Origin of the sequence: Pseudomonas sp. Root401 (assembly GCF_001425105.1) — a bacterium.
Lineage (GTDB): Bacteria > Pseudomonadota > Gammaproteobacteria > Pseudomonadales > Pseudomonadaceae > Aquipseudomonas > Aquipseudomonas brassicacearum.
This window is the reverse complement of the sequence record NZ_LMDO01000017.1, coordinates 1-25793: the sequence shown is the minus strand read 5'-3', so window position 1 is coordinate 25793 and position 25793 is coordinate 1. Positions and strand designations below refer to the sequence as shown.

The following is a 25793-nucleotide window of genomic DNA, read 5'->3' as shown; positions in this document are numbered from 1 at the left end:
ACCAAAGCTTTAAATCTATATGAGAATTACTATAAATTACGCGATTGAATCTGCCACTATCGTGCCATTGCCTGTCCCGGGCATGCCGAGTGGGCACAGGGATAGCGGTCGCAGCCATTGCGCACGGGAGTCATGTTGGAAAACTACTATCGCGAGCTGGTGTGTTTCCTGAACGCCAGGCTAGGCAACCGCCAGGCGGCCGAGGATGTGGTGCATGACGCTTATGTACGGGTGCTGGAGCGCGCCAGTGACATTCCCATTGAACAGCCCCGGGCATTCCTCTATCGCACGGCATTGAACCTGGTGATCGATGGGCATCGGCGCAATACCCTGCGCCAGGTCGAATCCCTGGAGGTACTGGACAGCGAAGAGCGCTTCTTCACCCCGTCGCCCCATTCCAGTCTCGACCACGGCCAGCGCCTGGACATGCTCCAGCGTGCCCTGGCCGAGCTGCCGCCGCTGTGCCGCGAGAGCTTTCTGCTGCGCAAGCTCGAAGGCCTGTCCCACCCGCAAATCGCCGAGCGCCTGGGCATTTCCCGGGCGCTGGTGGAAAAACACATCGTCAACGCCATGAAGCACTGCCGCGTTCGCGTGCGGCAGTGGGACGCGCATTAATCTGCCCACGCCGGTCGCCTCGCGGTAAATTTTTTTTCATTGTCCTCGTTCATCTCAACAGACGACTTGCCGGCCTCACAAACGCTGGTCAGTTCCCCAGGCTTTTCGCGCCCTGTTGAGGGGCTTTTCCAGAGGACACTGGACATGACACAGGCAATTGCATCGCCCATCGTTCACGACTTGATCGGCATTGGCTTCGGCCCTTCGAACCTGGCGCTGGCCATCGCGTTGCAGGAGCGGGGGCCGGTCCAGGGTGAACTGGACGCGCTGTTCCTCGACAAGCAGGCCGACTACCGCTGGCACGGCAACACCCTGGTGACCCAGAGCGAGTTGCAGATTTCCTTCCTCAAGGACCTGGTGACCCTGCGCAACCCCACCAGCCCGTATTCGTTCGTCAATTACCTCAAGCACCATGGCCGCTTGGTGGACTTCATCAACCTCGGCACCTTCTACCCGTGCCGCATGGAGTTCAATGACTACCTGCGCTGGGTGGCCGGGCACTTCACCGAACAGAGTCGTTATGGCGAAGAAGTGCTGCGCATCGAACCGCTGTTGCACAATCAGCAGATCGAGGCGCTGCGGGTGATTTCCCGCAGTGCCCAGGGCGAGGAATTGGTCCGCACCACCCGGGCGCTGGTGGTCAGTGCCGGCGGTACGGCGCGCATCCCCGAGGCGTTCAAGGCGTTCAAGGATGACGCGCGGGTGTTCCACCATTCCCAGTACCTGGAGCGCATGGCGGGCCAGCCGTGCGTGAAGGGCCAGCCGATGAAGATCGCGATCATCGGCGGTGGACAGAGCGCGGCGGAGGCTTTCATCGACCTCAACGACAGCTTCCCTTCGGTGCAGGTCGACATGATCCTGCGCGGCTCGGCCCTCAAGCCGGCGGACGACAGCCCGTTCGTCAACGAAGTGTTCTCGCCGGAATTTACGGACCTGGTGTTCCAGCAACCCCACAGCGAGCGCGAGCGCCTGGTCAACGAGTACCACAACACCAACTATTCGGTGGTGGACATCGACCTGATTGAACGCATCTACGGGATTTTCTATCGCCAGAAAGTCTCTGGCATCGCCCGTCATGCGTTCCGCACCCTCACGACGGTGGAGAAGGCCACGGCCAGCGACGCCGGCGTGGAACTGGCGGTGCGCAACAACGCCACGGGCGAACTGACCGTGCGCCGCTATGACGCCGTGGTGCTGGCCACCGGTTACGAGCGGCAGATGCACCGCACCCTGCTGGAGCCACTGGCACAGTACCTGGGGGATTTCGAGGTGGATCGCAACTACAAGCTGATCACCGACGAGCGCTGCAAGGCGGCGATCTACATGCAGGGCTTCTGCCAGGCCAGCCATGGCCTGAGCGACACCTTGCTGTCGATCCTGCCGGTGCGCGCCGATGAAATCGCTGGCTCGCTGTATGAGCACGGGAACCATCGCGGGCAGGCGCGTCAGGTGCGCGATTTGCTGCTCGCCGCTGTGTAGGAGCTGTCGAGCGAAGTGAGGCTGCGATCTTTCCCCAAACACTTGAGTCCCAAGTGAAAGATCAAAAGATCGCAGGCTTCGCCAGCTCCTACAAAACAACCAAGCCAGTCAGGAAATTCTTCAGAAATTTCCTACACTCACTTCACAGCCTGCTGCTGTTTGAAAGGCTCGGTTCGCTGTTCCCTCGTATTGGCAGTCTGAACCCCTCAGCCGGTTCACCCTGACGGAATGTGCAGTCGGGGTGCGCCGGGCCGACTACGCCAAGCGAAACACCCTGACCAGATGATGTTGCTTTTACGCACAGGCCTGATGGCGCTGTTGCTGGGCTCATTGAGTGTGACGCCAGCGCTGGGCGCGGCGCCTGAGACGTTGCAGGTGCTCGGGCGCTCCCATGTGGATGATTATTCGGTGTCCCTCGCCGCCGCCGACTGGGCCTGGCTGCGCCAGAAGGGCACGTTGCTGCTGGGCGCCTCGGCGCCGGACTATGCGCCGTTCAGCATCACCGGCAATGGTCGCGACTATGAAGGCCTGACCGCCGACTATGCGCAATTGCTCGGGCAACTCCTGCACGTCAAGGTACAGGTCCGGCGCTATCCATCCCGTGCCGAATCGCTCCAGGCCCTGCGCGGCGGTGAGATCGATATGCTCGGCACCGCCAACGGCTTCGAAGCCGCCGATCCGGACCTGGCGATGTCCCAGGCCTATGCCGATGACCTGCCCACCCTCGTGGCCCGCATCGACGACAGCCAGGACTTGCCCAGCGACCTGGCGGGCAAGCGCGTGGCGATGCTGTATCACTACTTGCCGCCGGAGACGGTCGAGGCGTTTTATCCCGAGGCTTCCTTGCAGCTGTTCCCCTCGACCTTGAGCGCCATCGGCGCCGTGGCGTTTGGTCAGGCCGACGTTTACCTGGGGGATTCGATCAGTTCCAACTACCTGATCAGCAAGAATTACCTGAACAATATTCAACTGGCCGATTTCTCGCGCATGGAAGTGCAGCCGTTCGCCTTCGCGGTCAGCCGCGACAACGCGCGCCTGTTGCGCATCATCAATGCCGCGCTGCAAGCGATTCCCGCCAGCGAACACATGAGCATCCTGAGGCGCTGGAGTGCCGGCGGCGCAAGCATGCCGGGTCAGCAGGCGCTGCATTTCAGTGTCAAGGAGCAGCGCTGGCTGGATGCCCACCCACGGATCAAAGTCGCCGCCAACGAAAACTTCCTGCCGCTGACGTTCTTCGATGAACAAGGTCATTTGCGCGGCATCGGCGCCGATGTGCTGGCGAGGATCAGCTTGCGCACCGGTTTGAAATTCGACGTGCAGCGTGGCGGTTCGGTTGACGATTTGATCGGTCAGATCAAGAGCGGCAAGGCCGATGTCTTGGCGACCGCCATACCCAGCACCGAACTCGAAGACGAGTTGCGCTTTACCCGACCGTACCTGACGAATCCGTTCGTGCTGGTGGTGCCCGCTCGGGCCAAGGGCCCGCTAACCCTGGACCAGATGGCCGGCAAGCGCCTGGCGCTGGTGCGCGGCAACGTGTTGCGCGAGTTCCTGCTGGAGCAGTTCCCCGGCGTGCAGTTGGTGACGGCACAAAACACCGCCGACGCCATGGCCATGGTCGCCGCCGGCACGGCGGACGCTGCGATCAATCCGCTGATCAGCGCCCGCTACATGATCTCCCGCCAGTACCGCGACAAGCTGCAGGTCACCAGTACCGTCGGCACCTTGCCCGCGCGCGTTGCGTTGGCGACGAACCGGGGCGCATTGGAGCTTTACTCGATTCTCGACAAGGCGCTGTTGAGCATTTCTCCCGAAGAGATGGACGAGCTGACCAACCGCTGGCGCAGTGAGGTGGTGATCGACGACAGTTACTGGCTGCGCAACCGCACCACGATTCTCCAGGGGTTCACCGTCGCTGCGCTGCTGTTGCTGGTGACCTTGGGCTGGGTCATTTACCTGCGGCGCCTGCTGGAGCAATTGCGCGTCGCCAAGGAAAGCGCCGACGATGCCAATCGGGCCAAGACCACCTTCGTGGCGACCATGAGCCATGAGATCCGCACACCGATGAACGCGGTGATCGGCCTGCTGGAACTGGCCCTGAAAAAAGCTGACGAGGGCGTCGTGGACCGCTTCGCTATCGAGGTCGCGTCGGGGGCCGCCCATGGCATGCTGGACTTGATCGGCGACATCCTCGACATCGCCCGCATCGAGTCGGGCAAGCTGTCGCTGGCGCCGCAACGGGCCAATCTGCACGAATTGACCGAGTCGGTGGCGCGGATTTTCGAGGGCCTGGCCCGGCAGAAACACCTGCGCCTGCAACGGGTGCTGGACGCCAGGGTCAACCGTGACGTGTTGATCGACCCGTTGCGCTTCAAGCAGATCGTCTCGAACCTGTTGAGCAACGCCATCAAGTTCACCGACCAGGGCGAGGTGCGCCTGAGTGTGCGCGGCGAACCGGACGTTGAACACGGGCGCCTGGGCATTTGCCTGCGCGTCGAGGACACCGGCTGCGGGATTTCGCCTGAGGACCAGCGCCGCCTGTTCAGCCCCTTTACCCAGGCCAGCCACACGACCCAGTCGGCCCGCAGCGGTTCCGGGCTGGGGCTGGTCATCAGCCGCACGTTGTGCGAAATGATGGGCGGCACCCTGACGTTGCGCAGCGTGGCGGGGGCGGGCACGCAGGTCGAGATCCTGCTGGACCTGCCCCTGCTCGATGCCTTGCCGGCCGCGCCGCCTGTCGACGCCGAGGCGCTGGTGCCGGGCCGGGCGCTGAGTATCCTGGTGGTCGACGATTACCCGGCCAATCGCTTGCTGCTGTCCCAGCAACTGGGCTACCTGGGCCATCGTGTCCAGGAGGCGCGGAACGGTGTCGAAGGTCTGAATGCCTGGCGCAGCGAGCACTTCGATGTGGTCATCACCGATTGCAACATGCCCTTGATGAGCGGCTACGAACTCGCGCGCGCCATTCGCGACGAAGAGCGTGCGCAAAACCTCTCGCCCGGGGTGATCCTGGGGTTCACGGCCAATGCCCAGCCTGAGGAAAAGGACCGCTGCGCCGAGGCTGGGATGGACGATTGCCTGTTCAAACCCATCAGCCTTCGGGCGCTCAACGCATGCCTGGCTTCGGTCACGCCGGACGTGGGGGCGCCTCAGCCCGAAGATGGCATCGACTTGACCAGCCTGGAACAACTGACCGGTGGCGACACGACCGCCATCAGGGCACTGCTGGAGGAACTGCTCAGCAGCAATGCCGACGATCTGGCGCGACTGTTGCAGCTGTCCAGCCGACAAGACTTGCCGGGCCTTGCGGACCTGGCGCACCGGATCAAGGGTGGGGCACGGATCGTCCAGGCGCAACGCCTGATCGCCGCCTGCGAGGCGCTGGAAAGCGCTTGTCGGGGCGGCGACACGTTGCTGCTCGCCCAAACCGTGGAAGATATTCGCCAAGCCATCGAACACCTGGCGGAGCAACTGAAAACCTACACGGAAGAGTAGACGCTGTAGGAACTGGAGGAGCTGTAGGTGTAGGAGCTGACGAGTGCAACGAGGCTGCGATCTTTCCCCAGACACTTGAGTCCCAAGCGAAAGATCAAAAGATCAAAAGATCGCAGGCTTCGCCAGCTCCTACAAAAGCGTCGAGCATAGGGTGAACTCCCTGGTCGCAGGGGCTTGGTCTGTCATCATTTTAGGAATAGTCCTACATCGCCTTTCAAAAGCTTCCTCTAGCCTGACGACCCTTAATGTTCTTGAGCCGGTTTCTACCTGGCGCGTTGCTATTGGAAAGCTTGCCATGCCGAACAAAGCACTCCGTATCTTGATTGCCGACCCCCACCATGCTCATCGAATCGTGCTGGAGCGCCTGTTCAATCAACAGGGCTATTTCCGGATTGTCCCCGTGAGCCATGTGCAAGAGTTGCTGACGCTGGTGGAGTACGGCAGCGAGCCCTTCGACCTGATTGTCGTCAATGCCGGGCTGGCAAGCGGGGCGTTGGACTTGCACGATTTTGTTATCTATAGCCCACAGGTTCGTCACGGGATGATTTACAACGCGCAGCCGGCCAGTCTGTCGCCAGTGCCGGTCGCGCGCCGATCGAGCATGCACTTGAGCCAGGCGCCACTGCCTGACCTTGCCTCCCTGCGGCGCCTGATGGAGCAGGTCGACCCTCAAGCCTGTGAGTCGCTGCAACCGTGGACGCGCGCCCTCAGGCAGGGCCATGGACGCTGAGAAAGACCGCTGGTCTGCACTGTCGGATCTGACAGGTGGCAGGGCCTGGCGCTTGTGCAAGAGTCCGGTGCAGTCATGGCGCCGGTGCCGTTTGTAATGACCTGGGGAATTGCCTTGAAAGACGTGTTGATCGTGGATGACCACCCTGTCATACGAGGGGCGCTGCGGCTTGTTTGCCAGAATGAGGCGTTCACCCACATCCGGGACGCCAGCGGCGCGGCTGACGCCAGGGCCCTCATCAAGGAGTGCGCGCCGGACCTGGTGATCCTCGACCTGGTGATGAACGGTTTCGATGGCCTGGACCTGCTGGTCTGGATCATGGCCCAGTTCCCTGAGTGCAGCGTGCTGGTATTCACTTCCCAGGATGCGCAGCACTTCTGCAACCGCTGCATCTCGGCCGGGGCCCGGGGCTTTGTGACCAAGAAAAGCGACCTCAAGGAGCTGACCAAGGCCATCCAGGCCTTGAAGTCCGGTTATGCCTATTTTCCACAGATGTCCGTCAGGCTGGATTTCCAGCAGCGCAGCGAACAGCAGGCGCTGGAAAGCCTCTCCACCCGCGAGTTGTCCATCCTGCGCATGCTGGCCATGGGCATGCGCGGCAAGGACATCGCCGAAAGCCTGTTCCTGAGCCCAAAAACCGTCAGCACCTACAAGACTCGCCTGCTGGAAAAGCTCGGCCTGAAATCCTTGGTGGGGCTGTCGGAGTTCGCCAAGCGCAATCATCTCTAACTGAATTGACCCCAAACCCACAGTTTTTCAGTCGTTCTCTAAATAGAACGCTAAAGCCGGTTTTTGCAGTCTGGTGCTGCAAAGGTGTCGGTTCTAAGCTGTGTCCATTGAATCGCAGCAGCTGATTTTTGGAGACGCAGCATGAAAAACATCATCGGCCTCTACACCAGTCCGCGGCCCCATTGGGTTGGCGATGGCTTCCAGGTTCGCACGCTGTTTTCCTATGACAACCTGGGCAAGCACGTCAGCCCGTTCCTGCTGCTGGACCACGCCGCCCCGACTGAATTCACGCCCACCACCGAGCGTCGTGGCGTCGGCCAGCACCCGCATCGCGGTTTCGAAACCGTGACCATCGTCTACCAGGGCGAACTGGAGCACCGTGACTCCACCGGCAGCGGCGGCAAGATCGGTCCCGGCGACGTGCAATGGATGACCGCCGCTTCCGGCATCATCCACGAAGAATTCCACTCCGAAGCCTTCGCCCGGCAGGGCGGGTTCATGGAGATGGTCCAGTTGTGGGTCAACCTGCCCGCCAAGGACAAGATGGCCCCGGCCGGCTACCAGACGATCCTCAAGGGCGACATTCCGAACATCGCCCTGAAGGACAACGCCGGCCGCCTGCGCCTGATCGCCGGGCGCTTCGAAGGGCATCAAGGCCCCGCCAGGACCTTTACGCCCATCGATGTCTGGGACATCCGCTTGAATGCCGGGAAGAACCTCGTCCTTGACCTGCACGAAGGCCACAACACCGCCTTGGTGGTCTTGCGAGGCTCGGTCCAGGCCAATGGTCGCGAACGGGTCGAGGCCGGGCAGATGGCCCTGTTCGACCGGGCTGGCGACCAATTGAGCCTGCAAGCCAATAACGATGCCGTGGTGCTGCTGCTCAGTGGCGAGCCGATCGACGAACCCATCGTCGGCCATGGTCCGTTCGTGATGAACAGCGAGCAGGAAATCCACCAGGCCTTCAACGATTTCCACTCCGGGCGTTTTGGTCGGATGGATGACTGAACGCTAACTGAGCAGCAATACGAATCCATTGTGGGAGCGAGCCTGCTCGCGAATGCGGTGTGACAGTCAAGTCATCATTGAATGTCCTACCGCATTCGCGAGCAGGCTCGCTCCCACAAGGATTTGGGCGTTCGGTACACTCTCGTCAAATCTGTGCCAATCTTCGCCAATCGCTTTCCTGGAGCTGTCCCGATGCTGTCTCTGATCTCCGAGCACCCGCTGCTCTGTGCCCTGGCGCTGCTGGTGCTCGACCTGTTGATGTGGCGCCTGGTCAGTGCGGATCGGATCTATTGGAAAGTCGGCGCAAGGCTGGTGATTTTTTCGCTGTTCAGCGTGTTGCTGTTCAACGAAGGCCTCAACCCCATGGTCCCGGCGCAGTGGGTCGAGGATGTGCCGCGGCACTTGGCCGCAACCGGTTTGCAGATCGCCTGGTGGCTGTTCGCCGCGCGAACCCTGACGGTGCTGATCGGTGCGGCGATGATGCAACGGGTCGGCCACACCGGGCGGTTGTTGCAGGATTTGCTCGGCGCGGTGATTTTCCTGATCGCCGTCATCGCCGCAATGGCCTACGTGCTGGATCTGCCGGTCAAAGGCGTGCTGGCGACGTCCGGCGCGATGGCGATCATCGTCGGCCTGGCCTTGCAGAGCACCCTCAGCGACGTGTTCTCCGGGATCGTGCTCAACACCACCAAGCCCTATCAGCTCGATGACTGGATTTCCATCGACGGCACCGAAGGCCGGGTCACTGACATCGACTGGCGAGCCACGCGCTTGCAGACCGCCCAGGGCAGCATGGCGGTGATCCCCAACTCGTTGGCGGCAAAAGCCAAGGTCATCAACTTCAGTCGACCCAGCGACGTCCATGGTTTGTCCATCAGTATCCAGGTCAGCCCTCACGCGCGGCCACAAACCGTGATCGACGCGCTGGAGCGGGCGATGATCGGCTGTCGTTCCTTGCTCGCCAGCCCGGCACCCAGCGTGACGCTCAAAAGCAGCGGCAGTGGCGGGGCGGAGTACGAGATCAGCGGGTTCGTTGCCTCCATGGCCCAGAAACGCACGGTGCGCAACCAACTGTTCGACTTGGCGTTCCGGCATTTGCAGGCGTCGGGCGTGAGCCTGTTGTCCACCAGTGAAAGCGCGGTGCCCCAGGAGGTGTCGCGACCCCGGGCGTTGCTGGAAAGCTCGAATATTTTCTCTACCTTGCGCCAGGACGAGAAAGATACCTTCAGCCAGAACATGACTCTGCAGACCTTCCGCGCGGGTGATGTGATCCTGGCGGCCGGGGAGGTCAGCGATCATCTGTTCATCATCGAGTCCGGGGTGGTCAGCGTGACCCTCATGCGCAACGGCCAGCCAATCGAGGGCGGGCGCATGGGGCCGGGGGAGGTGATCGGCGAAGCCGGGATCGTCGCCGAGCAAGCGGCGCTGGCGAATTTTACCGCCAAGACTTTCTGCACCCTGTACCGCATCGAGAACAGCTACCTCAAGCCTTGCCTCGAGGCCCGTCGCGACATCAACGACGCGATGAAAAACCTGCTGGACGTACGCATGCACCTCGCCCAGAACCTGACCCGCGAAGCCCCCAAGCCGGTCGCCAAGAAACGCTTCCTGCAGTGGTTGCGCAGCCGGGCCTGAACCGTATCTGAACGACAAGCACCGCTCCCTCGCTGTGTGGGAGCAAAGCTTGCTCGCGAAACAGGCGCCTCGATCTCTGAAGGACTGCATCGCACCCATCGCGGGCAAGCCTTGCTCCCACAATTCCCTCGCCACGATAGATTCGTGTTCTTCCCAAAGGATTAGCATCGGTCTGCCATTGGCCACCCGAACTTCCCAACAATTGGCTATTTGTACCGCGCCACTGCGCCGCTAACGTAGCGCTACACCCAATTGTCCTGGAGTTCATCATGCAACCGCGCATCGATTTCTACACCGCGTCCCCTGACGCTTTCAAAGCCATGCTGGCCCTGGAAACCGCCGTCTCGAAGCTGGGCCTGGAGAAGTCCCTGCTGGAGCTGGTCAAGCTGCGCTCCTCGCAAATCAATGGCTGCGCTTTCTGCATCGACATGCACACCGCCGATGCCCGCAAGGACGGCGAGACCGAGCGTCGGCTGTACGCCGTGACTGCCTGGCGTGAAGCACCGTTCTTCACCGGCCGCGAGCGCGCGGCACTGGCCTGGACCGAAGCCCTGACTCGCCTGAGCGACACCCACGCGCCAGACGCTGACTATGCCTTGCTGAGCGAGCATTTCAGCCCCAAGGAAATGGTCGACCTGACCGTGGCGATCAACGCCATCAATGGCTGGAACCGCTTGGCAGTGGGCTTTCGCAAGATGCCTGAAGCGTAGTCAGCAGAAAAAAATACCTGTGGGGTGAGCCTGTGGGAGCACACCTGTGGGAGCAAAGCTTGCTCGCGATAGTGGTCCAATAGTCCATGCCCCATTGACTGACACACCGCCATCGCGATCAAGCTTTGCTCCCACACGGATTTAATCGGTTTGCTTCGCCTTAATAATAACAATTACTATTCACGCCCCGTTCCCACAGCGCGCCGTGATGACCCCCAAGCTGCCCCGCAGACCCGGCTTTTTCGAGCATTACGAAGAGTTGATCGGCACCTGGACCCGTCGCCTGCGCAATCGCCAGCAGGCCGAGGACCTGGCCCATGACACCTTCGTGCGGGTGCTTGAGTCCGATTCGAGCGGGGTCGAGCAGCCACGGGCCTATCTGCATCAGACGGCGCGCAACATTGCAGTGGATGGCTATCGGCGCGAAGATCGACGGGGGGCCATGGAAGAGGCTGTCATCGACCCTGGTCAGTCGTTTTCGGGCGACCCGGAGCACTTCATGCACGCGATCCAACTGGCGGACTCCATCGAGCGGGCGCTTGTCGAGCTGCCGGCCAACTGCCGCACGGTGTTCGTCTGGCAGAAGATCGAAGGCCTGACCCAGGCGGAAATCGCCGAGCGCCTGGGCCTGTCAAAAAACATGGTGGAAAAGTATATGATCCGCACCCTGCGGCATCTGCGCGATCGCCTGGACGGGCCTGGCCAATGATCCGTCGCCATCTTCCACCTGAGCCACAGGACCTTCCATGATGGATAGCCGTGAATGCCCGTGCGGGCAGGACAGGGTTCGCGACGCGGCGGCGCAATGGTTCGTGCGTTTGCAAGCGCCCGCCATGAGTATCGAGGAGCGCCAGGGTTTCGAAGCCTGGCTGGACGAACATCCCAACCACCGCGACGAAATCCAGTTGCTCCAGGGTATCTGGAGCGCCACCGACCTGTTGCCCAAGGAACGCCTGCAAGCGTTGTGCGAAGCCCCCGCCAAGCGTCCCCAGCGCCGGCCATTGTTGCGCTACGCGGTGGCCGCCGGGCTGTTCGCGGTGGCGCTGGGGTTGGGGCTGTTCAGTGGCTTGAGTTCTTCCACCGACTACAGCGGTGAATACGCCACCGCCTTCGGTGAGCGTCGGCATATCGCTTTGCCGGACGGCTCGGTGATCGACCTCAACAGCCGCAGCCGCGTGCGTATTGAGTTCGCACACCATCAACGCCGGGTGGAGCTGGCCGAAGGCGAGGCCTTGTTCACGGTCGAGCATGATGCCGGCCGACCGTTCACCGTCGATGCGGGCAACGGCCAGGTGACAGTGACCGGGACGCGCTTCGACGTACGTCGCGATGCCGACAAGACCCGGGTAGCGGTGGCACAGGGCAGCGTCAAGGTCCAGGGCCGCGCCGCGGCCCAGGCGCAATTCGTCAGCCTGACGGCGGGTCTCGGCACCCAGATCGATGCCCTGGGCACAGTCGCCACACCTTACGCGGTCAACGCCGAGGCGATCACCGCCTGGCGCAACGGCAAACTGGTGTTCGACAACGCACCGCTCAAGGAAGTGGCTGAAGAAGTTTCCCGTTATCGCGCCCATCCAGTGCGGGTCGGCAGCGCGGCGGTGGGCAACCTGCGCCTGACCAGCGTGTTCCGCGCCGACGATCCCGAGGCTCTGCTCAAGGCGTTGCCGAACATTCTGCCGGTGGCCGTGCGCAGCCTGGATGACGGCAGCCAGGAAATAATTGCGAAATAAATTCAGGTTTTTTCCGAGTTCATCGTCTTCTTGTCCAACTGCAACTGGTTTGCATTAACAGACGCGTATTCTTGCGATCAACAGGACAAGGTTCGACGTGAAAACCCTCGCCAAAAACAACAACCGTACCCCGTCACGCTGGCTGCCACTGGCCCTGACCCTGGCGGTCAGTGGCGCATTGCCCCAGGCGTTCGCCGACCAGGCCGCCACCGCCATTCACATCCAGGCGCAGCCGTTGGGCCAAGCCTTGAGCCAGCTCGGCCAGCAAACCGCGTTGCAGGTGTTCTTCAGCCCCGAGCTGGTAGCCGGCAAGCAAGCGCCGGCGGTGGACGGCAACCTGTCCCCGGAAGCGGCCTTGCGCCAACTGCTGCAGGGCAGCGGCCTGCAATACCAGATCGATGACGGTTCGGCGACCGTGTTGCCGGCGCCATCGGCCTCCAACGCTGGCCCGTTGGAGCTGGGCGCCACTGAAATCCAGGTGGTCGGCGACTGGCTCGGCGACGCCAACGTCGAGGTGGTGCAGAACCACCCCGGTGCGCGTACGGTGATCCGCCGCGAAGCCATGGTGGAGCAAGGCGCGATGAACGTCGGCGACGTGCTGCGGCGCGTACCGGGTGTGCAAGTGCAAGAGGCCAACGGCACCGGCGGCAGCGACATTTCCCTGAACGTCGGCGTGCGCGGCCTCACCTCGCGCTTGTCGCCACGCTCAACGGTGTTGATCGATGGCGTGCCGGCAGCGTTCGCGCCCTACGGCCAGCCGCAACTGTCCATGGCACCGATTTCCGCGGGCAACCTGGACAGCATCGACGTGGTGCGCGGTGCCGGGTCCGTGCGCTATGGGCCGCAGAACGTCGGCGGGGTGATCAACTTCGTGACCCGCGCGATCCCGGAAAAAGCCACCGGTGAAATCGGCACCACCCTGGAAACCTCCCAGCGCGGCGGTTGGAAGCACATCGACACGGCTTTCCTCGGCGGCACCGCCGACAACGGCCTGGGCGTGGCGCTGTTGTATTCGGGCGTCAACGGCAACGGGTATCGCCGGAGCAACCAGGGCAACGACATCGACGACGTGATTCTCAAGACCCATTGGGCGCCGACCGATGTCGATGACTTCTCGCTGAATTTCCACTACTACGACGCCAAGGCCGACATGCCCGGCGGCCTGACCCAGGCCCAATACGACGCGGACCCGTACCAGTCCGACCGCGACTGGGACAACTTCAGCGGCCGGCGCAAGGACGTGTCGTTCAAGTGGATCCGTGAGATCAACGAGCGCACCCAGGCCGAGGTGCTGACCTATTACTCCGACAGCTACCGTGGCAGCACCATCGCTTCCCGGGACCAGCGTAACCTGGTGTCCTACCCGCGCACCTATTACACCTTCGGCATCGAGCCCCGGGTGTCTCACGTGTTCGACCTGGGCCCCACCACCCAGGAGGCCAGCGTCGGTTATCGCTACCTCAAGGAAGGCATGCACGAAGAGGCCAGCCGCCTGGCGTTGCGTAATAACGAACCGGTGGTGCGTCCGGGGGCCGACGGCCATGTCTACCAGGATCGCACTGGCGGCACTGAAGCCCACGCGGTCTACATCGATGACAAGATCGACGTCGGCAAGTGGACCATCACCCCGGGCATCCGCTTCGAAAGCATCAGCACCGAATGGCATGACCGCCCGGTGCTCGACACCGCCGGCCGCCCGGTGCAGGAAAAACGCCGCAGCATCGACAGCAACGAACCGCTGCCGGCCCTGAGCGTGATGTATCACCTGTCCGATGCCTGGAAGCTGTTCGCCAACTACGAGACCTCGTTTGGCAGCCTGCAGTATTTCCAGCTCGGCCAGGGCGGTGACGGCAACAACACGGCCAATGGCCTGAGCCCGGAAAAGGCCAAGACCTACGAGATCGGCACGCGCTACAACGATGACGTGTGGGGCGGGGAAGTGACGCTGTTCTACATCGACTTCGACGACGAGTTGCAGTACATCAGCAACGACGTGGGCTGGACCAACATGGGTGCGACCAAGCACCAGGGCCTGGAGGCTTCAGTGCATTACGACATGGCCGCGCTCGACCCACGCCTCGAAGGCCTCACCGCCAACGCCGGTTTTACCTACACCCGTGCGACCTACGAAGGCGAGATCCCGAGCTTCAAGGGGCGTGACCTGCCGTTCTATTCCCGGCAGGTGGCCAACGTGGGCCTGCGCTACGACGTCAATCGCTGGACCTACAACCTCGACGCCTTTGCCCAGTCCAAGCAGCGCTCACCGGGCAACAGTGTGAACGCCGATGGCAGCTTCAGCGGCGACTACATCACCGATGGCACGGCCGATGGGCAGTACGGCGACATGCCGGGCTACGTGCTCTGGAACCTACGCGCCGGCTACGATTTCGGCGCGCAGCTGTCGAACCTGAAAGTCGGCGCCGGGGTGAAAAACCTGTTTGATCACCAGTACTACACCCGCTCCAGCGACAACAACTCAGGCATTTATGTCGGCGCACCGCGTACGTTCTTCGTGCAGGCGAGTGTGGGGTTCTGATCGGGTCAAGGGTTGAGTGAGCCTTACGCTGTGGGAGCTAAGCTTGCTCGCGATGCAGACGCCTCGGTCTCAAAAAAGGACCGAGTCATCTTCATCGCGGGCAAGCCTTGCTCCCACAAGGTCTGTAGGGAACTCAGACCTTCAACACCTTGCCACTGGCCGCCACCGCCACCAGCGATATCGCAATCAACCCGAAGGCAATGCTCAAGCTGCTGCCATGGGCGACGAAGCCGATCAGCGCCGGGCCGGCGAGGATGCCGGCGTAGCCGATGGTGGTGATGGCTGGAACAGCGATGGCCTCTGGCATCAAGGTCTGTTTGCCGACTGCGGTGTAGAGCACCGGCACGATGTTCGAACACCCGGCACCCACCAACGCATAGCCCAGTAGCGCGGCTTGCCACATCGGTGCGAGGGTCGCCAACAGGAACCCGGCTGCCGCGATCGATCCGCCATAGATGATCACGCGTTTGGCCCCCAGGCGATGCACCACTGAGTCGCCGGTCAGCCGGCCGACGGTCATGGTCAGCGCGAAGGCGGCATAACCCAGCCCGGCATAGGCGGTATCCACCGCGCGTTCGGTGGTCAGGAACACCGCGCTCCAGTCCAGCACCGCGCCTTCGGCCAGGAACACGATGAAGCAGAGGATGCCGATGAACAGCACCACGCCGTGAGGAATGGCGAACGCCGGTCCCGAGCTTTCACTGCCGTAGGGCAGCAGGTGCGGCGCAGCCTTGAACAGCGCCACCAGCAGCACACCATTGACCACCAGCGTCGCCCCCAGCGGCGAAAGCCCCAGGCCAAGCAGGGCGCTCACACCCGCCGCGCCAATGATCCCGCCGAGACTGAACATGCCGTGGAAACCCGACATCATGGTCTTGCCACTGGCCCGTTCGACGATCACCGCTTGCAGGTTCACGGTCGAGTCCACGGTTCCGAGCCCGGCGCCAAACAGGAACAAGGCGGCCACCAGCCAGGGTAGGGAAGTCATCGTTGCCAGCAACGGCAACGCCAGGCAAATCAGGAGCGTGCCGCCGCTAAGCACCCGCCGGCAGCCGAACCGCGTCGCCAGTGCGCCGGAAATCGGCATCGCCAGGATCGACCCGACCCCCAGGCATAACAGCAGTAACCCGAGGGTGCCTTCATCCAGGTTCGCCCGTACCTTGGCGTAAGGCACCAGCGGCGCCCAGGCGGCGATGCCGATGCCGGCGATGAGATAGGCGATGCGGGTGGACATCTGTTCCAGGCGTCCGGGAATAAAGGTGGGCGGGGGCGTAATGGCAGTCATGAAACGTCCTTGGCTTTCGGGCGGTGCGGTGCGGCGGGTAGGGGCCTATGCTTGCATATCCACTGACCGCACCGCGACCCCAAGGTGCCGGCCAACGTGCAGGCTTTGCTCCCACAGCCTTTGCCAGCATAAAGTACCGGCCCCTGCTGGCTGATACCGGGTTTGGTCCATGACGAAGTTTTACGACGCGCGCGGCAATATCTATGGAGTCGTTTCACCGCAGCAGGTCCGTGACCACGGCATCGATCTGCCCCAGTCAGCCGTCCAGGCTGCCCAGGCACGTGAGTCCTGGGCAACGGCTGCCGTGCACGCGTTCTGCGCCTGGGCACCGGATGAGGCGCCGCCGGACGCCAAGGCCCATCGCAGTGACGGTCTGTTGATCGGCCCGTTCCAGAGCGAACCGCCTTTTGATCTGTTGATCGTCAACACCGACGGCACCCTGGCCGAGCGCAGCGGCAATGGCCTGACGATTTTCTCCCAGGCGTTGCAAGCGCAAGGCTTGATGCCGGGCGCGGGGGAGTGTGTGCTGCAGGTTCATCACGATAAGCCCGACGGCTTGTCACCGCTGCCAACCTCGGTTCGTGCCGCTGAATTCAACGGCGTTCAAGGCTTCTGGCTGGACCTGGGCAAACCGCTGTTCGGGGCCCAGGCTGTTGGCGCCCAGGAGGTCGAGAGCGTGCTGTTCAACCAGTGCGATGTCAGCCGTGTGGCGGCGCTTTACCGGTTGAACCCAGCGTGGGGCCACAGCCAGTTCGTGAGCCTCGGCAATCCTCATTGCGTGACGCTGGTGGCCGGTGTCGAGGCATTGCCGGGCAATTCGCAGATGCGTGCTGCGGCGCTGTCGCAAAGCCTGACTCGGATTGCTTATGCGGCGCCCGGTGGGGCCGGCGTCCCGTGCCCGAGGGGGGTGAATCTGCAATGGGCCTGGCGCGAAGCCGAAGGGCGAATCGCAGCTCGGGTGTTCGAGCGGGGCGAGGGGCCCACGGCTTCCTCGGGCACCAGCGCCAGTGCCGTGGCCAGCGCGGCGTGGCGGGTGGGCTGGGTGCAGGCGGGGGCGGTGAGTGTGGTGATGCCGGGGGGGACTGCGCCGATTTTGCTGGAAGAAGAGGCGGGTGAGTTGCTGCGGGTCAGGTTGTTTGGGACGGCGCGGCTTGTGCCGTAGCGTTTTCTGGATGTTTTGCGGTGTGGCCGATGCCGCTATCGCGAGCAAGCTCGCTCCCACAGGGGATCTTCAGTGGATAGAAATGTTGTATCCGACACAGATCCATTGTGGGAGCGAGCTTGCTCGCGATAGCGACGGGTCAGTCACATCCATATCAACGGGTAGACCGCCATCGCGAGCAGGCTCGCTCCCACAAGGTATTGGGGAGTCAGCCTGGCTGCTGCGCAAACTCCACCAACGGCATCTGCCGCTTCATCAGCACTTCACCGTTGCGAATCGAATAGAGCGGCAAGCCCTGGCTGCGGATCACTTCGTAGTCACTGTCCGCCGACAGGATCAGCAGGTTCGCCGGGCGCCCGGGTTCCAGGCCGTAGCGCTCGCCCAGGGCCATGGCCTTGGCGCTGTTGTCGGTGACCAGGTCGAGGGCGCTTTGCAGGTTGCGGTAGCCGAGCATGTGGCAGATATGCAGCCCGGCTTCCAGCACCCGCAGGATGTTGCCGTTGCCCAGCGGGTACCACGGGTCGACGATGGAGTCCTGGCCGAAGCACACGTTCATCCCGGCTTCGAGCAGTTCATTGACCCGGGTGACACCACGGCGTTTGGGGAAGTTATCGAAGCGCCCTTGCAGGTGAATGCTTTCGGTCGGGCAAGAGACAAAGCTGATGCCCGAGTGCCCGAGCAGGCGGAACAGTTTGGCGCAGTAGGCGTTGTCGTAGGAGCCCATGGCCGTGGTGTGGCTGGCGGTGACGCGCGCGCCCATGTCGCGGCTGCGGGCTTCTTCGGCGAGCACTTCGAGGAAACGTGAGTGCGGGTCATCGGTTTCGTCGCAATGCACATCCACCAGGCAGCCGGTGCGCTCGGCCAGGTCCATGAGGAATTTCACCGAGCTGACGCCCTGGTCGCGGGTGTACTCGAAGTGGGGAATACCGCCCACCACGTCGGCGCCCATGCGGATCGCTTCTTCCATCAGCTCGCGGCCGTTGCGGTAGGACTCGATGCCTTCCTGGGGAAACGCGACGATCTGCATGTCGATCAGGTGACGGCTTTCCTCGCGCACTTGCAGCAGCGCCTTGAGCGCCGTGAGCTCGGGGTCGGTCACGTCGACATGGGTGCGCACATGCTGGATGCCATGGACGGCGAGGGCCTGGATGGTTTTCTTGGCGCGGGTCTTGGTGTCTTCCTCGGTGATGGTGGCCTTGCGTTCGCCCCAGCACTCGATGCCTTCGAACAGGGTGCCGCTCATGTTCCAGCGCGGTTCGCCGGCGGTGAGGGTCGCGTCCAGGTGAATGTGCGGTTCGACGAAGGGCGGGACCACCAGGTTGCCGCCGGCGTCGAGGTCTTCCGGGCCGAGGCTGGGGGCCTCGGTCTGGCGGGCGATGTTGGCGATCAGGCCGTTTTCCAGGTGCAGTTCATGCAAGCCTTCACGGTTACGCAGACGGGCGTTGATGATGTGCATCAGGCGAATCCTTTAGAGGTCTTGTAGGGGAGCGTCAGCGGCGCGAGTACCCATTACGCTGATCAATAGCACATACGTTAGCGCGCCGGCAGCGATTCCTACCAGTGGCGCGACCCATGGCGAATTGAACGCCGCGACGGTGCCAACCCCGTAGGCCAACAGCCCGGGCCAGTTGAACGCCGGCAGTTGCGCCGCGGCCAGGCGCGGGTAACGACCACGCCAGCGGAAGAAGAAATCGGCCATGATTACCCCGCCGATGGGTGGGATCACCGTGCCCAGCAGGATCAGGTACGGCACCAGCAGATCGTACATGCCCAGCAGCGCCAGCAGCGTGCCGATCACCGCACCGCCCAGGGTTACGGTTTTGCGCCGGCGGGTGCGCAGCAGGTTGCAACCGGCCACGGCGAAATTGTAGATGGTGTTGTCCTGGGTGCTCCAGATGTTGAGCAGCAACATGGCCATCGCTGCCATGGCGAAGCCCTGCAACAGTAGCACCTCGACCACGTCCGGTTGTTGATAGACGATGGCCCCGTAGGCGCCGATCAGCACCATCAGGCCGTTACCCAGGAAGAAGCCGATCAGGCTCGCCAGCACCGCGACCTTCGCCGAGCGGGAGAACCGCGTCCAGTTGGTCGCCTGGGTCGCGCCGCTGACGAAGGTGCCGAACACCAGCGTGATGGCGGTGGACCAGTCGAGGCTGCCCGTCGGCACGATCGCCAGCAAGCCATCGAGGCCGCCGACCTTCACCGTCGCGACCCACATCGACAGCATCAGCAGCAACATCATGGCCGGCACGGCGATGTAGGAGAGGATTTCCAGCCCGCGATAACCGACATAGGCCGTGGCACAGAAGCCCAGGCCGAACAGCACCATCAACCCGAGCACGGTGCCCTCGCTCAATTGGAAATACTTGCCCAGCACCACCGCTGCGGTCGCCGTGCCCCAGGCGTACCAGCCGATCTGGGTGAAACCCAGGATCAAGTCGCTGAGCTTGCTGCCCACCTCGCCGAAACAGAAACGGCCCATCAGCACCGAATTGAGCCCGCTCTTGAAGGCGATGTAGCCCAGGCCGGCGGCGTAGAGGCCCAGCAGCAGATTGCCGATGACGATGACCGTGAGCATTTCGGCAAAACCGAACGCCACCCCCAGCTTGCCGCCGGCAAACATGGTGGCGGTAAAAAAGGTGAAACCCAGCAGCACCATGGCCGTGGAGGCCAGGCCTTTGCGAGCGTGCATCGGGACTTCGCTCAAGGGATAGTCATTGCCCGGATCGTTCTGAGTCATGTGGCGGTCCTTGCGGATGAGGGATGTCGCAAGCGTGCAGCGGCCGTGCCAAGCGAGTGATCGCGAGGTTATTTATAGACAATCCTGGGGATTGGGTGGGCGCAGGGATCGAAAGCGGTGCGGCGGTGGTTCAAGTTGGAACACAAATTCCACTACCCATGAAGGCCCCCAAAGGGAAATGCAGTGTTCTTCAGGTCGAGGAATGCAACGCCAGGAACCGCAACACCGCTGCGACGACGGCTTCCGGCGCGTCTTCCTGGACCAGGTGCCCGGCGTTCGGGATCGGGTGCAATTGCGCGCCTGGAATCAGCTTGTGCAGGGCCCGGCCGCGTTCGATGGGGATCCACTGGTCATCCTCGCCCCACAGTATCTGGGTCGGGCAGCGTACGGTCGGGTATAGGCCCTCGGCTTCGCGGGTATAACACTCGTCCATCTGCGCAATCTGCCGGTAGAACGCCGCCTGACCCGGCTCGCCAAGCCACGGCTGCACGTAGGGCGCCAGTTCCGCGTCCGGGATGTCCCGTTTGATCGCACCGCGGATATAGGTCGGCACGATCGCCCGCTGGATGTAGTCGGGCAGGCCGCTGAACGCCGCTTCATGCTGGCGTACATGCTGGACAAAGGGTGAACCCCAGGGCGACAGCGCCACCGGGTCGATCAGGGTCAGGCTGCGGTAGTCCTTGCCATTGAGCAGGTGCGCGCGCAGGGCCGTGGCGCCGCCAAAGTCATGGGCCACCACGTCCGGGCAGTCCAGGCGCCAGTGCTCCAGCAGTTGCGCGAGTAGCTGGTTTTGCACGCCGAGGGACACATCGGCATCCGGTTGCGCGGACTGGCCATACCCCAGCAGGTCGAAGTAATGCACCGTGTGGGTAGCGAAGAACAGCGGGGCGATGCGGTGCCACACGTAGGAAGAGAAGGGTGTGCCGTGGACAAACACCAGCGGCGGGCCATCGCCGTGGATGGCGTAGCGGATGGGGTGTCCGTTGAAGTCGTATGTTTGATCCAGCGGCCAGTGGGTCATGCTCGATACTCCCCTGAGAATGGTCAGGGGATGGAGCATAGGCCAATGCGATTCAGCAGGGGAGACATCCTTGCCCCCGCCCGGCCGTAGGAGCTGTCGAGTGCAACGAGGCTGCGATCTTTCCCCAGACAATTAAGTCTCAAGCGAAAGATCAAAAGATCGCAGGCTTCGCCAGCTCCTACAGAACCCAGCGGGAGCACGCACCCTCGCCACAAGGGATTTGGCTATTCGCCGTGGTAGATGCAACCGCTGGTGCAGGTCTCATGGATGCGGATGGCGCTGAGTTCCGGCAGCAACGGCTTCAGTTCATTCCAGATCCACTTGGCCAGGACTTCGCTGGTGGGGTTTTCCAGGCCAGGAATGTCGTTGAGGTAGTTGTGGTCCAGGCGCTCGTAGAGCGGCTTGAAGATCGCCTTGATTTCCGAGAAGTCGCGAATCCAGCCGGTGTGCGGATCGATATCGCCGCTCAGGTGGATCGCCACCTTGAACGAGTGACCGTGAAGACGGCCGCACTTGTGGCCGTCCGGCACGTGGGGCAGGCGGTGGGCGGATTCGAAGGTAAACTCTTTGAAAATTTCCACAGGTTCGGGCTCTTTAGATATCGGTCGCGAGGCAGGCGGCGCAGTTTATCAGTTTGATAACGGCGTTGCGCGACCGTGCTGACTAAAGGGTCAGCAAACGCTCGCCCAAGCCGCCGTTGGCCGTCAGCTCGAGGAACTCATCACCGAGCCGGCGGCTCTCGTCCATCGCCGTGCGCCAGTACTGGCGGCGGCTCGGGTCATCGCCCATGAAACGCTTGAAGTCGTTGCGGTCTGGCAGTTTGCCGTAGGGCAGGCGCGCCAGGTATTCACGGGACGGCGCCAGCAGCAACACGTCTTGCAGGCGGTCGACGTTGCCCCGGCGCCACGGCAGGCCCTTGTCGAACCAGCCGGGAATGACCCGGTCGGTGAAGTGCGGGTACAGCACGATGTCCTCGCCGCTGTACGGCAGGTCGAGGTGGTAGTCCAGCAAACCGCCGTCGCGGTAGGTGCCGGCACCGGCACCCGGCAGGTCGCGCACGCCTTCCATGACCATCGGGATCGAGCCCGAGGCCAACAGGGCCTGGCGCAGGTTGCCGGCGGCCAACGGAACGAAGCGCGACGGAAAGTCATTCAACGGATGCAGGGGCGGGGCCAGGCGCGGGTCATGGATGATCAGCCGTTCGAAATGCCGCGACAGCCGTGCCCGGCCTCGCAGATTGTCGGCGATCACCGACGACAAGCCCAGGCCCAACCGGCCGCGATGATCCTGGGCCAGCAGGCCGTGGCTCTTGACCACCATGATGTTGAGCCGGTATCGCAGGTTATCGAGGATCGAAGCGTCGCGGCCGTCGAGCAAATCATCGAGCATGCGTTGCGAGCTCTGGCTGACCCCGGCCATGGTCACGCCTTTGGCGAAGCTTTGTTCGTTGTACAAGGTGCCCAGGCGCCGGATTCCCTCGGCGGCGTCCGGCAGGCAGGCGCTGGCGAAGCGCCAGGCCCCCACCGAGGCGCCGATCAGCGAGCGCTCCCGGGGTGCGGCGGGCAGCCACTCGCCGAACAGCGCCAGGTCCAGCCCCTGGATGCCCAGGGCCTTCGGACCACCGGCAGCGCCCGGCAAAATGCCGACGTCGGCGGCGTTCAAGCCGGCCTGGCGAATCCGCCCGAATGCACGGGGGCCGGCCTTGAGGGTGAGGGCGGGAAACTTGATGTGGATGGCGGTCATACCGGTCTCATGGTCTAGCGGGTGCAGCGATTATAGGGCGTCCTGTAGGAGCTGCGTAGGAGCTGCGTAGGAGCTGTGTAGGAGCTGTGTAGGAGCTGTGTAGGAGCTGTGTAGGAGCTGTCGAGTGCAACGAGGCTGCGATCTTGCCCCAGACAATTGAGTCGCAAGCGAAAGATCAAGATCAGGATCAAGATCAAGATCAAAAGATCGCAGCCTTCGGCAGCTCCTACAGGGGGAGAGGAGTTTTCCATGATGGCAATTCAGTTTCAGTTAAGTTCATCCCGATACAGTCCCCCCGGTAAAGATTATAAGAAGGAGATAACCCATGAACCGCCTGACTGCCTTTTTCATCGCGACCCTCATGGCACTCGGTACGAGCCTGGCTCACGCCCGAGACTTGAACGCGGACGAAGCCCGCAAACTGCAAGACGCTGGTACCATCCTGTCCTTTGAAAAACTCAACGCCGCTGCCCTGGCCGAACACCCTGGCGCCACCTTGACCGATACCGAGCTGGACGAAGAGTACGGCAAGTACATTTACCAGGTGGATCTGCGCGATACGAAGGGCATTGAGTGGGATCTGGAATTGGACGCCACCAACGGCAAGGTGCTCAAGAATCATCAGGATACGTAATGAAGCTTAATCTGCGCGTCCATAGTCGATGGGCGCTGGCGCTGCTGGCGTTCTGTTCGCTGGCCGTGGCCCGGGACCTGGATCAGGACGAGGCCCTGCAACTGCGTCAGCAGGGGGTGATCTTGCCGCTGGAGCAACTGCTGCAACAGGCGCTGGACCTGCATCCCGGGGCCAAACTGCTGGAAGCCGAGTTGGAGGAAAAACACGGCGTCTATATTTATGAGGTCGAGCTGCTGGACACCGACGGCGTCGTGCGCGAATTGGACCTGGAGGCCGCGACCGGCCGCTTACTCAAAGATAAGGAAGACTGATGCGCCTGCTTCTGGTGGAAGATCACGTGCCCCTGGCGGACGAACTGATGGCCGGGCTTGCACGCCAGGGCTACGCCGTCGACTGGCTCGCCGATGGTCGCGACGCGGTGTATCAGGGCAGCAGCGAACCCTACGACCTGATCATCCTCGATCTCGGCCTGCCGGGCGTGCCGGGGCTCGACGTGCTGGCCCAATGGCGCGCTGGCGGCCTGGCCACGCCGGTGCTGATCCTCACCGCACGCGGGTCCTGGGCCGAGCGCATCGAAGGTCTCAAGGCCGGGGCCGACGATTACCTGACCAAACCTTTTCATCCCGAGGAGCTGCAGTTGCGGATCCAGGCGTTGCTGCGCCGCTCCCACGGCCAGGTCAACCAGCCGACGCTGAAATCGGCCGGGTTGCACCTGGATGAGAGTCGCCAGTGCGTGGTCCGCGACGGCACCGACATCCAGCTCACGGCGGCCGAGTTCCGCCTGTTGCGCTATTTCATGCTGCATCCCGAGCAGATCCTTTCCAAAAGCCATCTCGCCGAACACCTGTATGACGGTGAGACCGAGCGCGATTCCAACGTGCTGGAAGTCCACGTCAATCACCTGCGGCGCAAGCTGGGGCGCAGCGTGATCGAAACCCGTCGCGGCCAGGGTTACCTGTTCGGCGGGCAGGCGCAGTGAGATCCATCCAGCGGCGCCTGAGCCTGGGGTTGATCGGTGTGATGGTGGTGGTCGGCCTGGTCCTGGCACAGACCAGTCTGTGGCTGTTCGAGCTGGGTTTGCAGCGTTACCTGGAAGCCGGGCTGCGCAACGACAGCGAAAACCTGCTGGTGGCCCTGGTGCGCGGCCCGCAGGGGCTGCAACTGGATGAACGACGCCTGTCGCCGGCCTATCAACGGCCGTTTTCCGGGCATTATTTCCGTATCGATTTTGCCGATGTGCACTGGCGCTCCCGCTCCCTGTGGGACCAGGAACTGCCGCGGCTCGACCACCCGGGCCTGCACAGCAACCTGCAACTGGGGCCTGAGGGCCAGAAGCTCTTGGTGCTGCGCACCGACTATCGACGGCTGGGCCAGGCGATTTCCATCAGCGTGGCCCAGGACTACACGCCGGTGCGTGACAGCTTCCGCCGGATGCAGCAGATCGGCCTCGGGCTGGGGTTGGCGGGGCTGCTGTTGATTCTGTTGCTGCAACGCATCACCGTGCGCCGCGCCTTGCGTCCGCTGGACCGGGCGCGGGAGCAGATTGCCCAGTTGCAGCGCGGGCAGCGTTCGCAACTCGACGAACAGGTGCCACGGGAGCTGGAACCGCTGGTGGCGCAAATCAACCATCTGCTGGCCCACACCGAAGACAGCCTCAAGCGTTCGCGCAATGCCCTGGGCAACCTCGGCCATGCCTTGAAGACCCCGCTGGCGGTGCTGCAAAGCCTGGCGTCGAACGAGAAGCTCGACCCGTATCCCGAGTTGCGCAAGCTGTTGCTCGAACAACTGGAGCAGGTCCGCCAGCGCCTGAACCGGGAACTCAACCGCGCCCGCTTGTCCGGGGATGCCTTGCCCGGCGCGCACCTGGACTGCGACGCCGAGCTGCCGGGATTGCTGGCCACACTGAATATGATCCACGGCGAACACCTGCACCTGAGCTACGTCGCCCCGCCAGGCCTGCACCTGCCCTGGGACCGTGAAGACCTGCTGGAGCTGTTGGGCAACCTGCTGGACAACGCCTGCAAATGGGCGGACGCCGAGGTGCGTCTGACCATGACCGAGACAGTCGACGGGTTCAGCCTGGCCGTGGAAGACGACGGCCCGGGCATCCCCAAGGATCGCCGCGACCAGGTGTTCAGCCGCGGCACGCGGCTGGATGAACAGACCGATGGACACGGCCTGGGCCTGGGCATCGTGCGGGACATCGTCGACACCTGGGGTGGCCTGCTGGCGTTGGATGACAGCGAGTGGGGCGGGTTGAAGGTGGTGATCGAACTGCCCAAGCGCTGACAGCTATTTCATGGCACCCCTCTCTGTAGGGCGAGCCTCTGTGGGTGGGGCGGGCCTGTGGGAGCAAAGCTTGCTCGCGATAGCATTTTTAAACCCGGCACAGATGTTGTAGGTGACGATGTCATCGCGAGCAAGCTTTGCTCCCACAGACTCGCTCCCACATCTATGGTTACCCCCTTTTCTGCAATACTGTTCTTGATGCGTGTTTGGCTTGCTTTCATCTATCCGGCGTCTGAGTGGGGTATAGGCCCC

At 62.8% G+C, this 25793-nt stretch carries 22 protein-coding genes; 16 read left to right on the top strand and 6 right to left on the bottom strand.

The features are described 5' to 3' along the window. Positions 1-132 precede the first annotated feature (132 nt). The 11 genes from ASC85_RS15220 to ASC85_RS15170 all read left to right on the top strand — a co-directional run bounded on the left by ASC85_RS15220 (position 133) and on the right by ASC85_RS15170 (position 14667). Positions 133-615, top strand: coding sequence for a sigma-70 family RNA polymerase sigma factor (locus ASC85_RS15220; RefSeq protein ID WP_057450146.1), 483 nt, complete (start codon positions 133-135; stop codon positions 613-615). Positions 616-759: 144 nt separating this feature from the next. Then, complete coding sequence (locus ASC85_RS15215; protein ID WP_057450144.1) at positions 760-2094, top strand: lysine N(6)-hydroxylase/L-ornithine N(5)-oxygenase family protein; 1335 nt, start codon at positions 760-762, stop codon at positions 2092-2094. A 282-nt stretch (positions 2095-2376) separates the two neighbouring features. Next, the gene (locus ASC85_RS15210; RefSeq protein ID WP_057450142.1) at positions 2377-5589 is read left to right on the top strand and encodes a transporter substrate-binding domain-containing protein; all 3213 of its coding nucleotides are present in this window, start codon (positions 2377-2379) and stop codon (positions 5587-5589) included. Positions 5590-5884: 295 nt separating this feature from the next. Further along, positions 5885-6319, top strand: coding sequence for a response regulator (locus ASC85_RS15205; protein WP_057450139.1), 435 nt, complete (start codon positions 5885-5887; stop codon positions 6317-6319). Between the two features lie 114 nt (positions 6320-6433). Continuing rightward, positions 6434-7048, top strand: a complete 615-nt coding sequence (locus tag ASC85_RS15200) for a response regulator transcription factor (protein ID WP_057450193.1) — start codon at positions 6434-6436, stop codon at positions 7046-7048. 141 nt (positions 7049-7189) lie between these two features. After that, positions 7190-8056 carry a pirin family protein gene (locus ASC85_RS15195; RefSeq protein WP_057450138.1) on the top strand — a complete coding sequence of 289 codons (867 nt, stop codon included), beginning with the start codon at positions 7190-7192 and terminating at the stop codon, positions 8054-8056. A 192-nt stretch (positions 8057-8248) separates the two neighbouring features. Next, positions 8249-9691 (top strand): mechanosensitive ion channel family protein, encoded by a 1443-nt coding sequence (locus ASC85_RS15190; RefSeq protein WP_057450136.1) that lies wholly within the window; start codon positions 8249-8251, stop codon positions 9689-9691. A 269-nt stretch (positions 9692-9960) separates the two neighbouring features. Further along, a complete protein-coding gene (locus ASC85_RS15185) occupies positions 9961-10401 on the top strand; it encodes a carboxymuconolactone decarboxylase family protein (protein WP_003203930.1) in 441 nt (146 codons plus the stop codon). Between the two features lie 208 nt (positions 10402-10609). Beyond that, positions 10610-11110, top strand: a complete 501-nt coding sequence (locus ASC85_RS15180; protein WP_057450134.1) for a sigma-70 family RNA polymerase sigma factor — start codon at positions 10610-10612, stop codon at positions 11108-11110. 37 nt (positions 11111-11147) lie between these two features. Further along, positions 11148-12131 (top strand): FecR family protein, encoded by a 984-nt coding sequence (locus ASC85_RS15175; RefSeq protein ID WP_057450132.1) that lies wholly within the window; start codon positions 11148-11150, stop codon positions 12129-12131. A 97-nt stretch (positions 12132-12228) separates the two neighbouring features. Then, positions 12229-14667 carry a TonB-dependent siderophore receptor gene (locus ASC85_RS15170; RefSeq protein WP_057450130.1) on the top strand — a complete coding sequence of 813 codons (2439 nt, stop codon included), beginning with the start codon at positions 12229-12231 and terminating at the stop codon, positions 14665-14667. Positions 14668-14800: 133 nt separating this feature from the next. On the opposite strand, the gene ASC85_RS15165 is transcribed toward ASC85_RS15170, so the two are convergent. Next, positions 14801-15952 (bottom strand): MFS transporter, encoded by a 1152-nt coding sequence (locus tag ASC85_RS15165; RefSeq protein WP_057450128.1) that lies wholly within the window; start codon positions 15950-15952, stop codon positions 14801-14803. A 169-nt stretch (positions 15953-16121) separates the two neighbouring features. Between ASC85_RS15165 and ASC85_RS15160 the strand changes: the two genes are divergently transcribed. After that, a complete protein-coding gene (locus ASC85_RS15160; RefSeq protein ID WP_057450126.1) occupies positions 16122-17114 on the top strand; it encodes a diaminopimelate epimerase in 993 nt (330 codons plus the stop codon). 208 nt (positions 17115-17322) lie between these two features. Here the strand turns inward: ASC85_RS15160 and codA are convergent, their stop codons facing one another. The 5 genes from codA to ASC85_RS15135 form a co-directional block, all read right to left on the bottom strand. Further along, entirely contained in the window at positions 17323-18570 is a 1248-nt protein-coding gene (gene codA, locus ASC85_RS15155) for a cytosine deaminase (RefSeq protein ID WP_057450124.1), read from the bottom strand. A 12-nt stretch (positions 18571-18582) separates the two neighbouring features. Continuing rightward, the gene (codB, locus tag ASC85_RS15150) at positions 18583-19854 is read right to left on the bottom strand and encodes a cytosine permease (protein WP_057450123.1); all 1272 of its coding nucleotides are present in this window, start codon (positions 19852-19854) and stop codon (positions 18583-18585) included. Between the two features lie 190 nt (positions 19855-20044). Further along, positions 20045-20875 (bottom strand): alpha/beta fold hydrolase, encoded by an 831-nt coding sequence (locus ASC85_RS15145; RefSeq protein ID WP_057450121.1) that lies wholly within the window; start codon positions 20873-20875, stop codon positions 20045-20047. Positions 20876-21099: 224 nt separating this feature from the next. Then, a complete protein-coding gene (gene queD, locus ASC85_RS15140; protein ID WP_003203918.1) occupies positions 21100-21456 on the bottom strand; it encodes a 6-carboxytetrahydropterin synthase QueD in 357 nt (118 codons plus the stop codon). 82 nt (positions 21457-21538) lie between these two features. Next, a complete protein-coding gene (locus ASC85_RS15135) occupies positions 21539-22618 on the bottom strand; it encodes a hypothetical protein (RefSeq protein ID WP_057450120.1) in 1080 nt (359 codons plus the stop codon). A 325-nt stretch (positions 22619-22943) separates the two neighbouring features. Here ASC85_RS15135 and ASC85_RS15130 point away from each other — a divergent pair, with 325 nt between their 5' ends. Genes ASC85_RS15130 through ASC85_RS15115 form a run of 4 tightly spaced genes read left to right on the top strand, consistent with a single transcriptional unit; the run spans position 22944 to position 25541 of the window. Continuing rightward, positions 22944-23252: a PepSY domain-containing protein gene (locus ASC85_RS15130; RefSeq protein WP_014337433.1), complete on the top strand. Its 309-nt coding sequence runs from the start codon at positions 22944-22946 to the stop codon at positions 23250-23252. Next, positions 23252-23563 carry a PepSY domain-containing protein gene (locus tag ASC85_RS15125; RefSeq protein WP_057450117.1) on the top strand — a complete coding sequence of 104 codons (312 nt, stop codon included), beginning with the start codon at positions 23252-23254 and terminating at the stop codon, positions 23561-23563. The genes ASC85_RS15130 and ASC85_RS15125 overlap by 1 nt, the downstream gene beginning before the upstream one ends. Next, the gene (locus ASC85_RS15120) at positions 23563-24231 is read left to right on the top strand and encodes a response regulator transcription factor (RefSeq protein WP_003203909.1); all 669 of its coding nucleotides are present in this window, start codon (positions 23563-23565) and stop codon (positions 24229-24231) included. Before ASC85_RS15125 ends, ASC85_RS15120 begins: the two co-directional genes overlap by 1 nt. Next, the gene (locus ASC85_RS15115; RefSeq protein ID WP_057450115.1) at positions 24228-25541 is read left to right on the top strand and encodes a sensor histidine kinase; all 1314 of its coding nucleotides are present in this window, start codon (positions 24228-24230) and stop codon (positions 25539-25541) included. The genes ASC85_RS15120 and ASC85_RS15115 overlap by 4 nt, the downstream gene beginning before the upstream one ends. Positions 25542-25793 lie beyond the last annotated feature (252 nt).

What these genes read in the sequence shown, in the direction of transcription:
- ASC85_RS15145 (WP_057450121.1), bottom strand. Translation starts at nt 20,875, where the DNA reads ATGACCCACTGGCCGCTGGATCAAACATACGACTTCAACGGACACCCC.
- ASC85_RS15130 (WP_014337433.1), top strand. Translation starts at nt 22,944, where the DNA reads ATGAACCGCCTGACTGCCTTTTTCATCGCGACCCTCATGGCACTCGGT.
- ASC85_RS15185 (WP_003203930.1), top strand. Translation starts at nt 9,961, where the DNA reads ATGCAACCGCGCATCGATTTCTACACCGCGTCCCCTGACGCTTTCAAA.
- ASC85_RS15205 (WP_057450139.1), top strand. Translation starts at nt 5,885, where the DNA reads ATGCCGAACAAAGCACTCCGTATCTTGATTGCCGACCCCCACCATGCT.
- ASC85_RS15180 (WP_057450134.1), top strand. Translation starts at nt 10,610, where the DNA reads ATGACCCCCAAGCTGCCCCGCAGACCCGGCTTTTTCGAGCATTACGAA.
- codB (WP_057450123.1), bottom strand. Translation starts at nt 19,854, where the DNA reads ATGACTCAGAACGATCCGGGCAATGACTATCCCTTGAGCGAAGTCCCG.
- ASC85_RS15160 (WP_057450126.1), top strand. Translation starts at nt 16,122, where the DNA reads ATGACGAAGTTTTACGACGCGCGCGGCAATATCTATGGAGTCGTTTCA.
- ASC85_RS15135 (WP_057450120.1), bottom strand. Translation starts at nt 22,618, where the DNA reads ATGACCGCCATCCACATCAAGTTTCCCGCCCTCACCCTCAAGGCCGGC.
- ASC85_RS15175 (WP_057450132.1), top strand. Translation starts at nt 11,148, where the DNA reads ATGATGGATAGCCGTGAATGCCCGTGCGGGCAGGACAGGGTTCGCGAC.
- ASC85_RS15120 (WP_003203909.1), top strand. Translation starts at nt 23,563, where the DNA reads ATGCGCCTGCTTCTGGTGGAAGATCACGTGCCCCTGGCGGACGAACTG.
- ASC85_RS15190 (WP_057450136.1), top strand. Translation starts at nt 8,249, where the DNA reads ATGCTGTCTCTGATCTCCGAGCACCCGCTGCTCTGTGCCCTGGCGCTG.
- ASC85_RS15220 (WP_057450146.1), top strand. Translation starts at nt 133, where the DNA reads ATGTTGGAAAACTACTATCGCGAGCTGGTGTGTTTCCTGAACGCCAGG.
- ASC85_RS15210 (WP_057450142.1), top strand. Translation starts at nt 2,377, where the DNA reads ATGATGTTGCTTTTACGCACAGGCCTGATGGCGCTGTTGCTGGGCTCA.
- ASC85_RS15125 (WP_057450117.1), top strand. Translation starts at nt 23,252, where the DNA reads ATGAAGCTTAATCTGCGCGTCCATAGTCGATGGGCGCTGGCGCTGCTG.
- ASC85_RS15195 (WP_057450138.1), top strand. Translation starts at nt 7,190, where the DNA reads ATGAAAAACATCATCGGCCTCTACACCAGTCCGCGGCCCCATTGGGTT.
- ASC85_RS15165 (WP_057450128.1), bottom strand. Translation starts at nt 15,952, where the DNA reads ATGACTGCCATTACGCCCCCGCCCACCTTTATTCCCGGACGCCTGGAA.
- codA (WP_057450124.1), bottom strand. Translation starts at nt 18,570, where the DNA reads ATGCACATCATCAACGCCCGTCTGCGTAACCGTGAAGGCTTGCATGAA.
- ASC85_RS15215 (WP_057450144.1), top strand. Translation starts at nt 760, where the DNA reads ATGACACAGGCAATTGCATCGCCCATCGTTCACGACTTGATCGGCATT.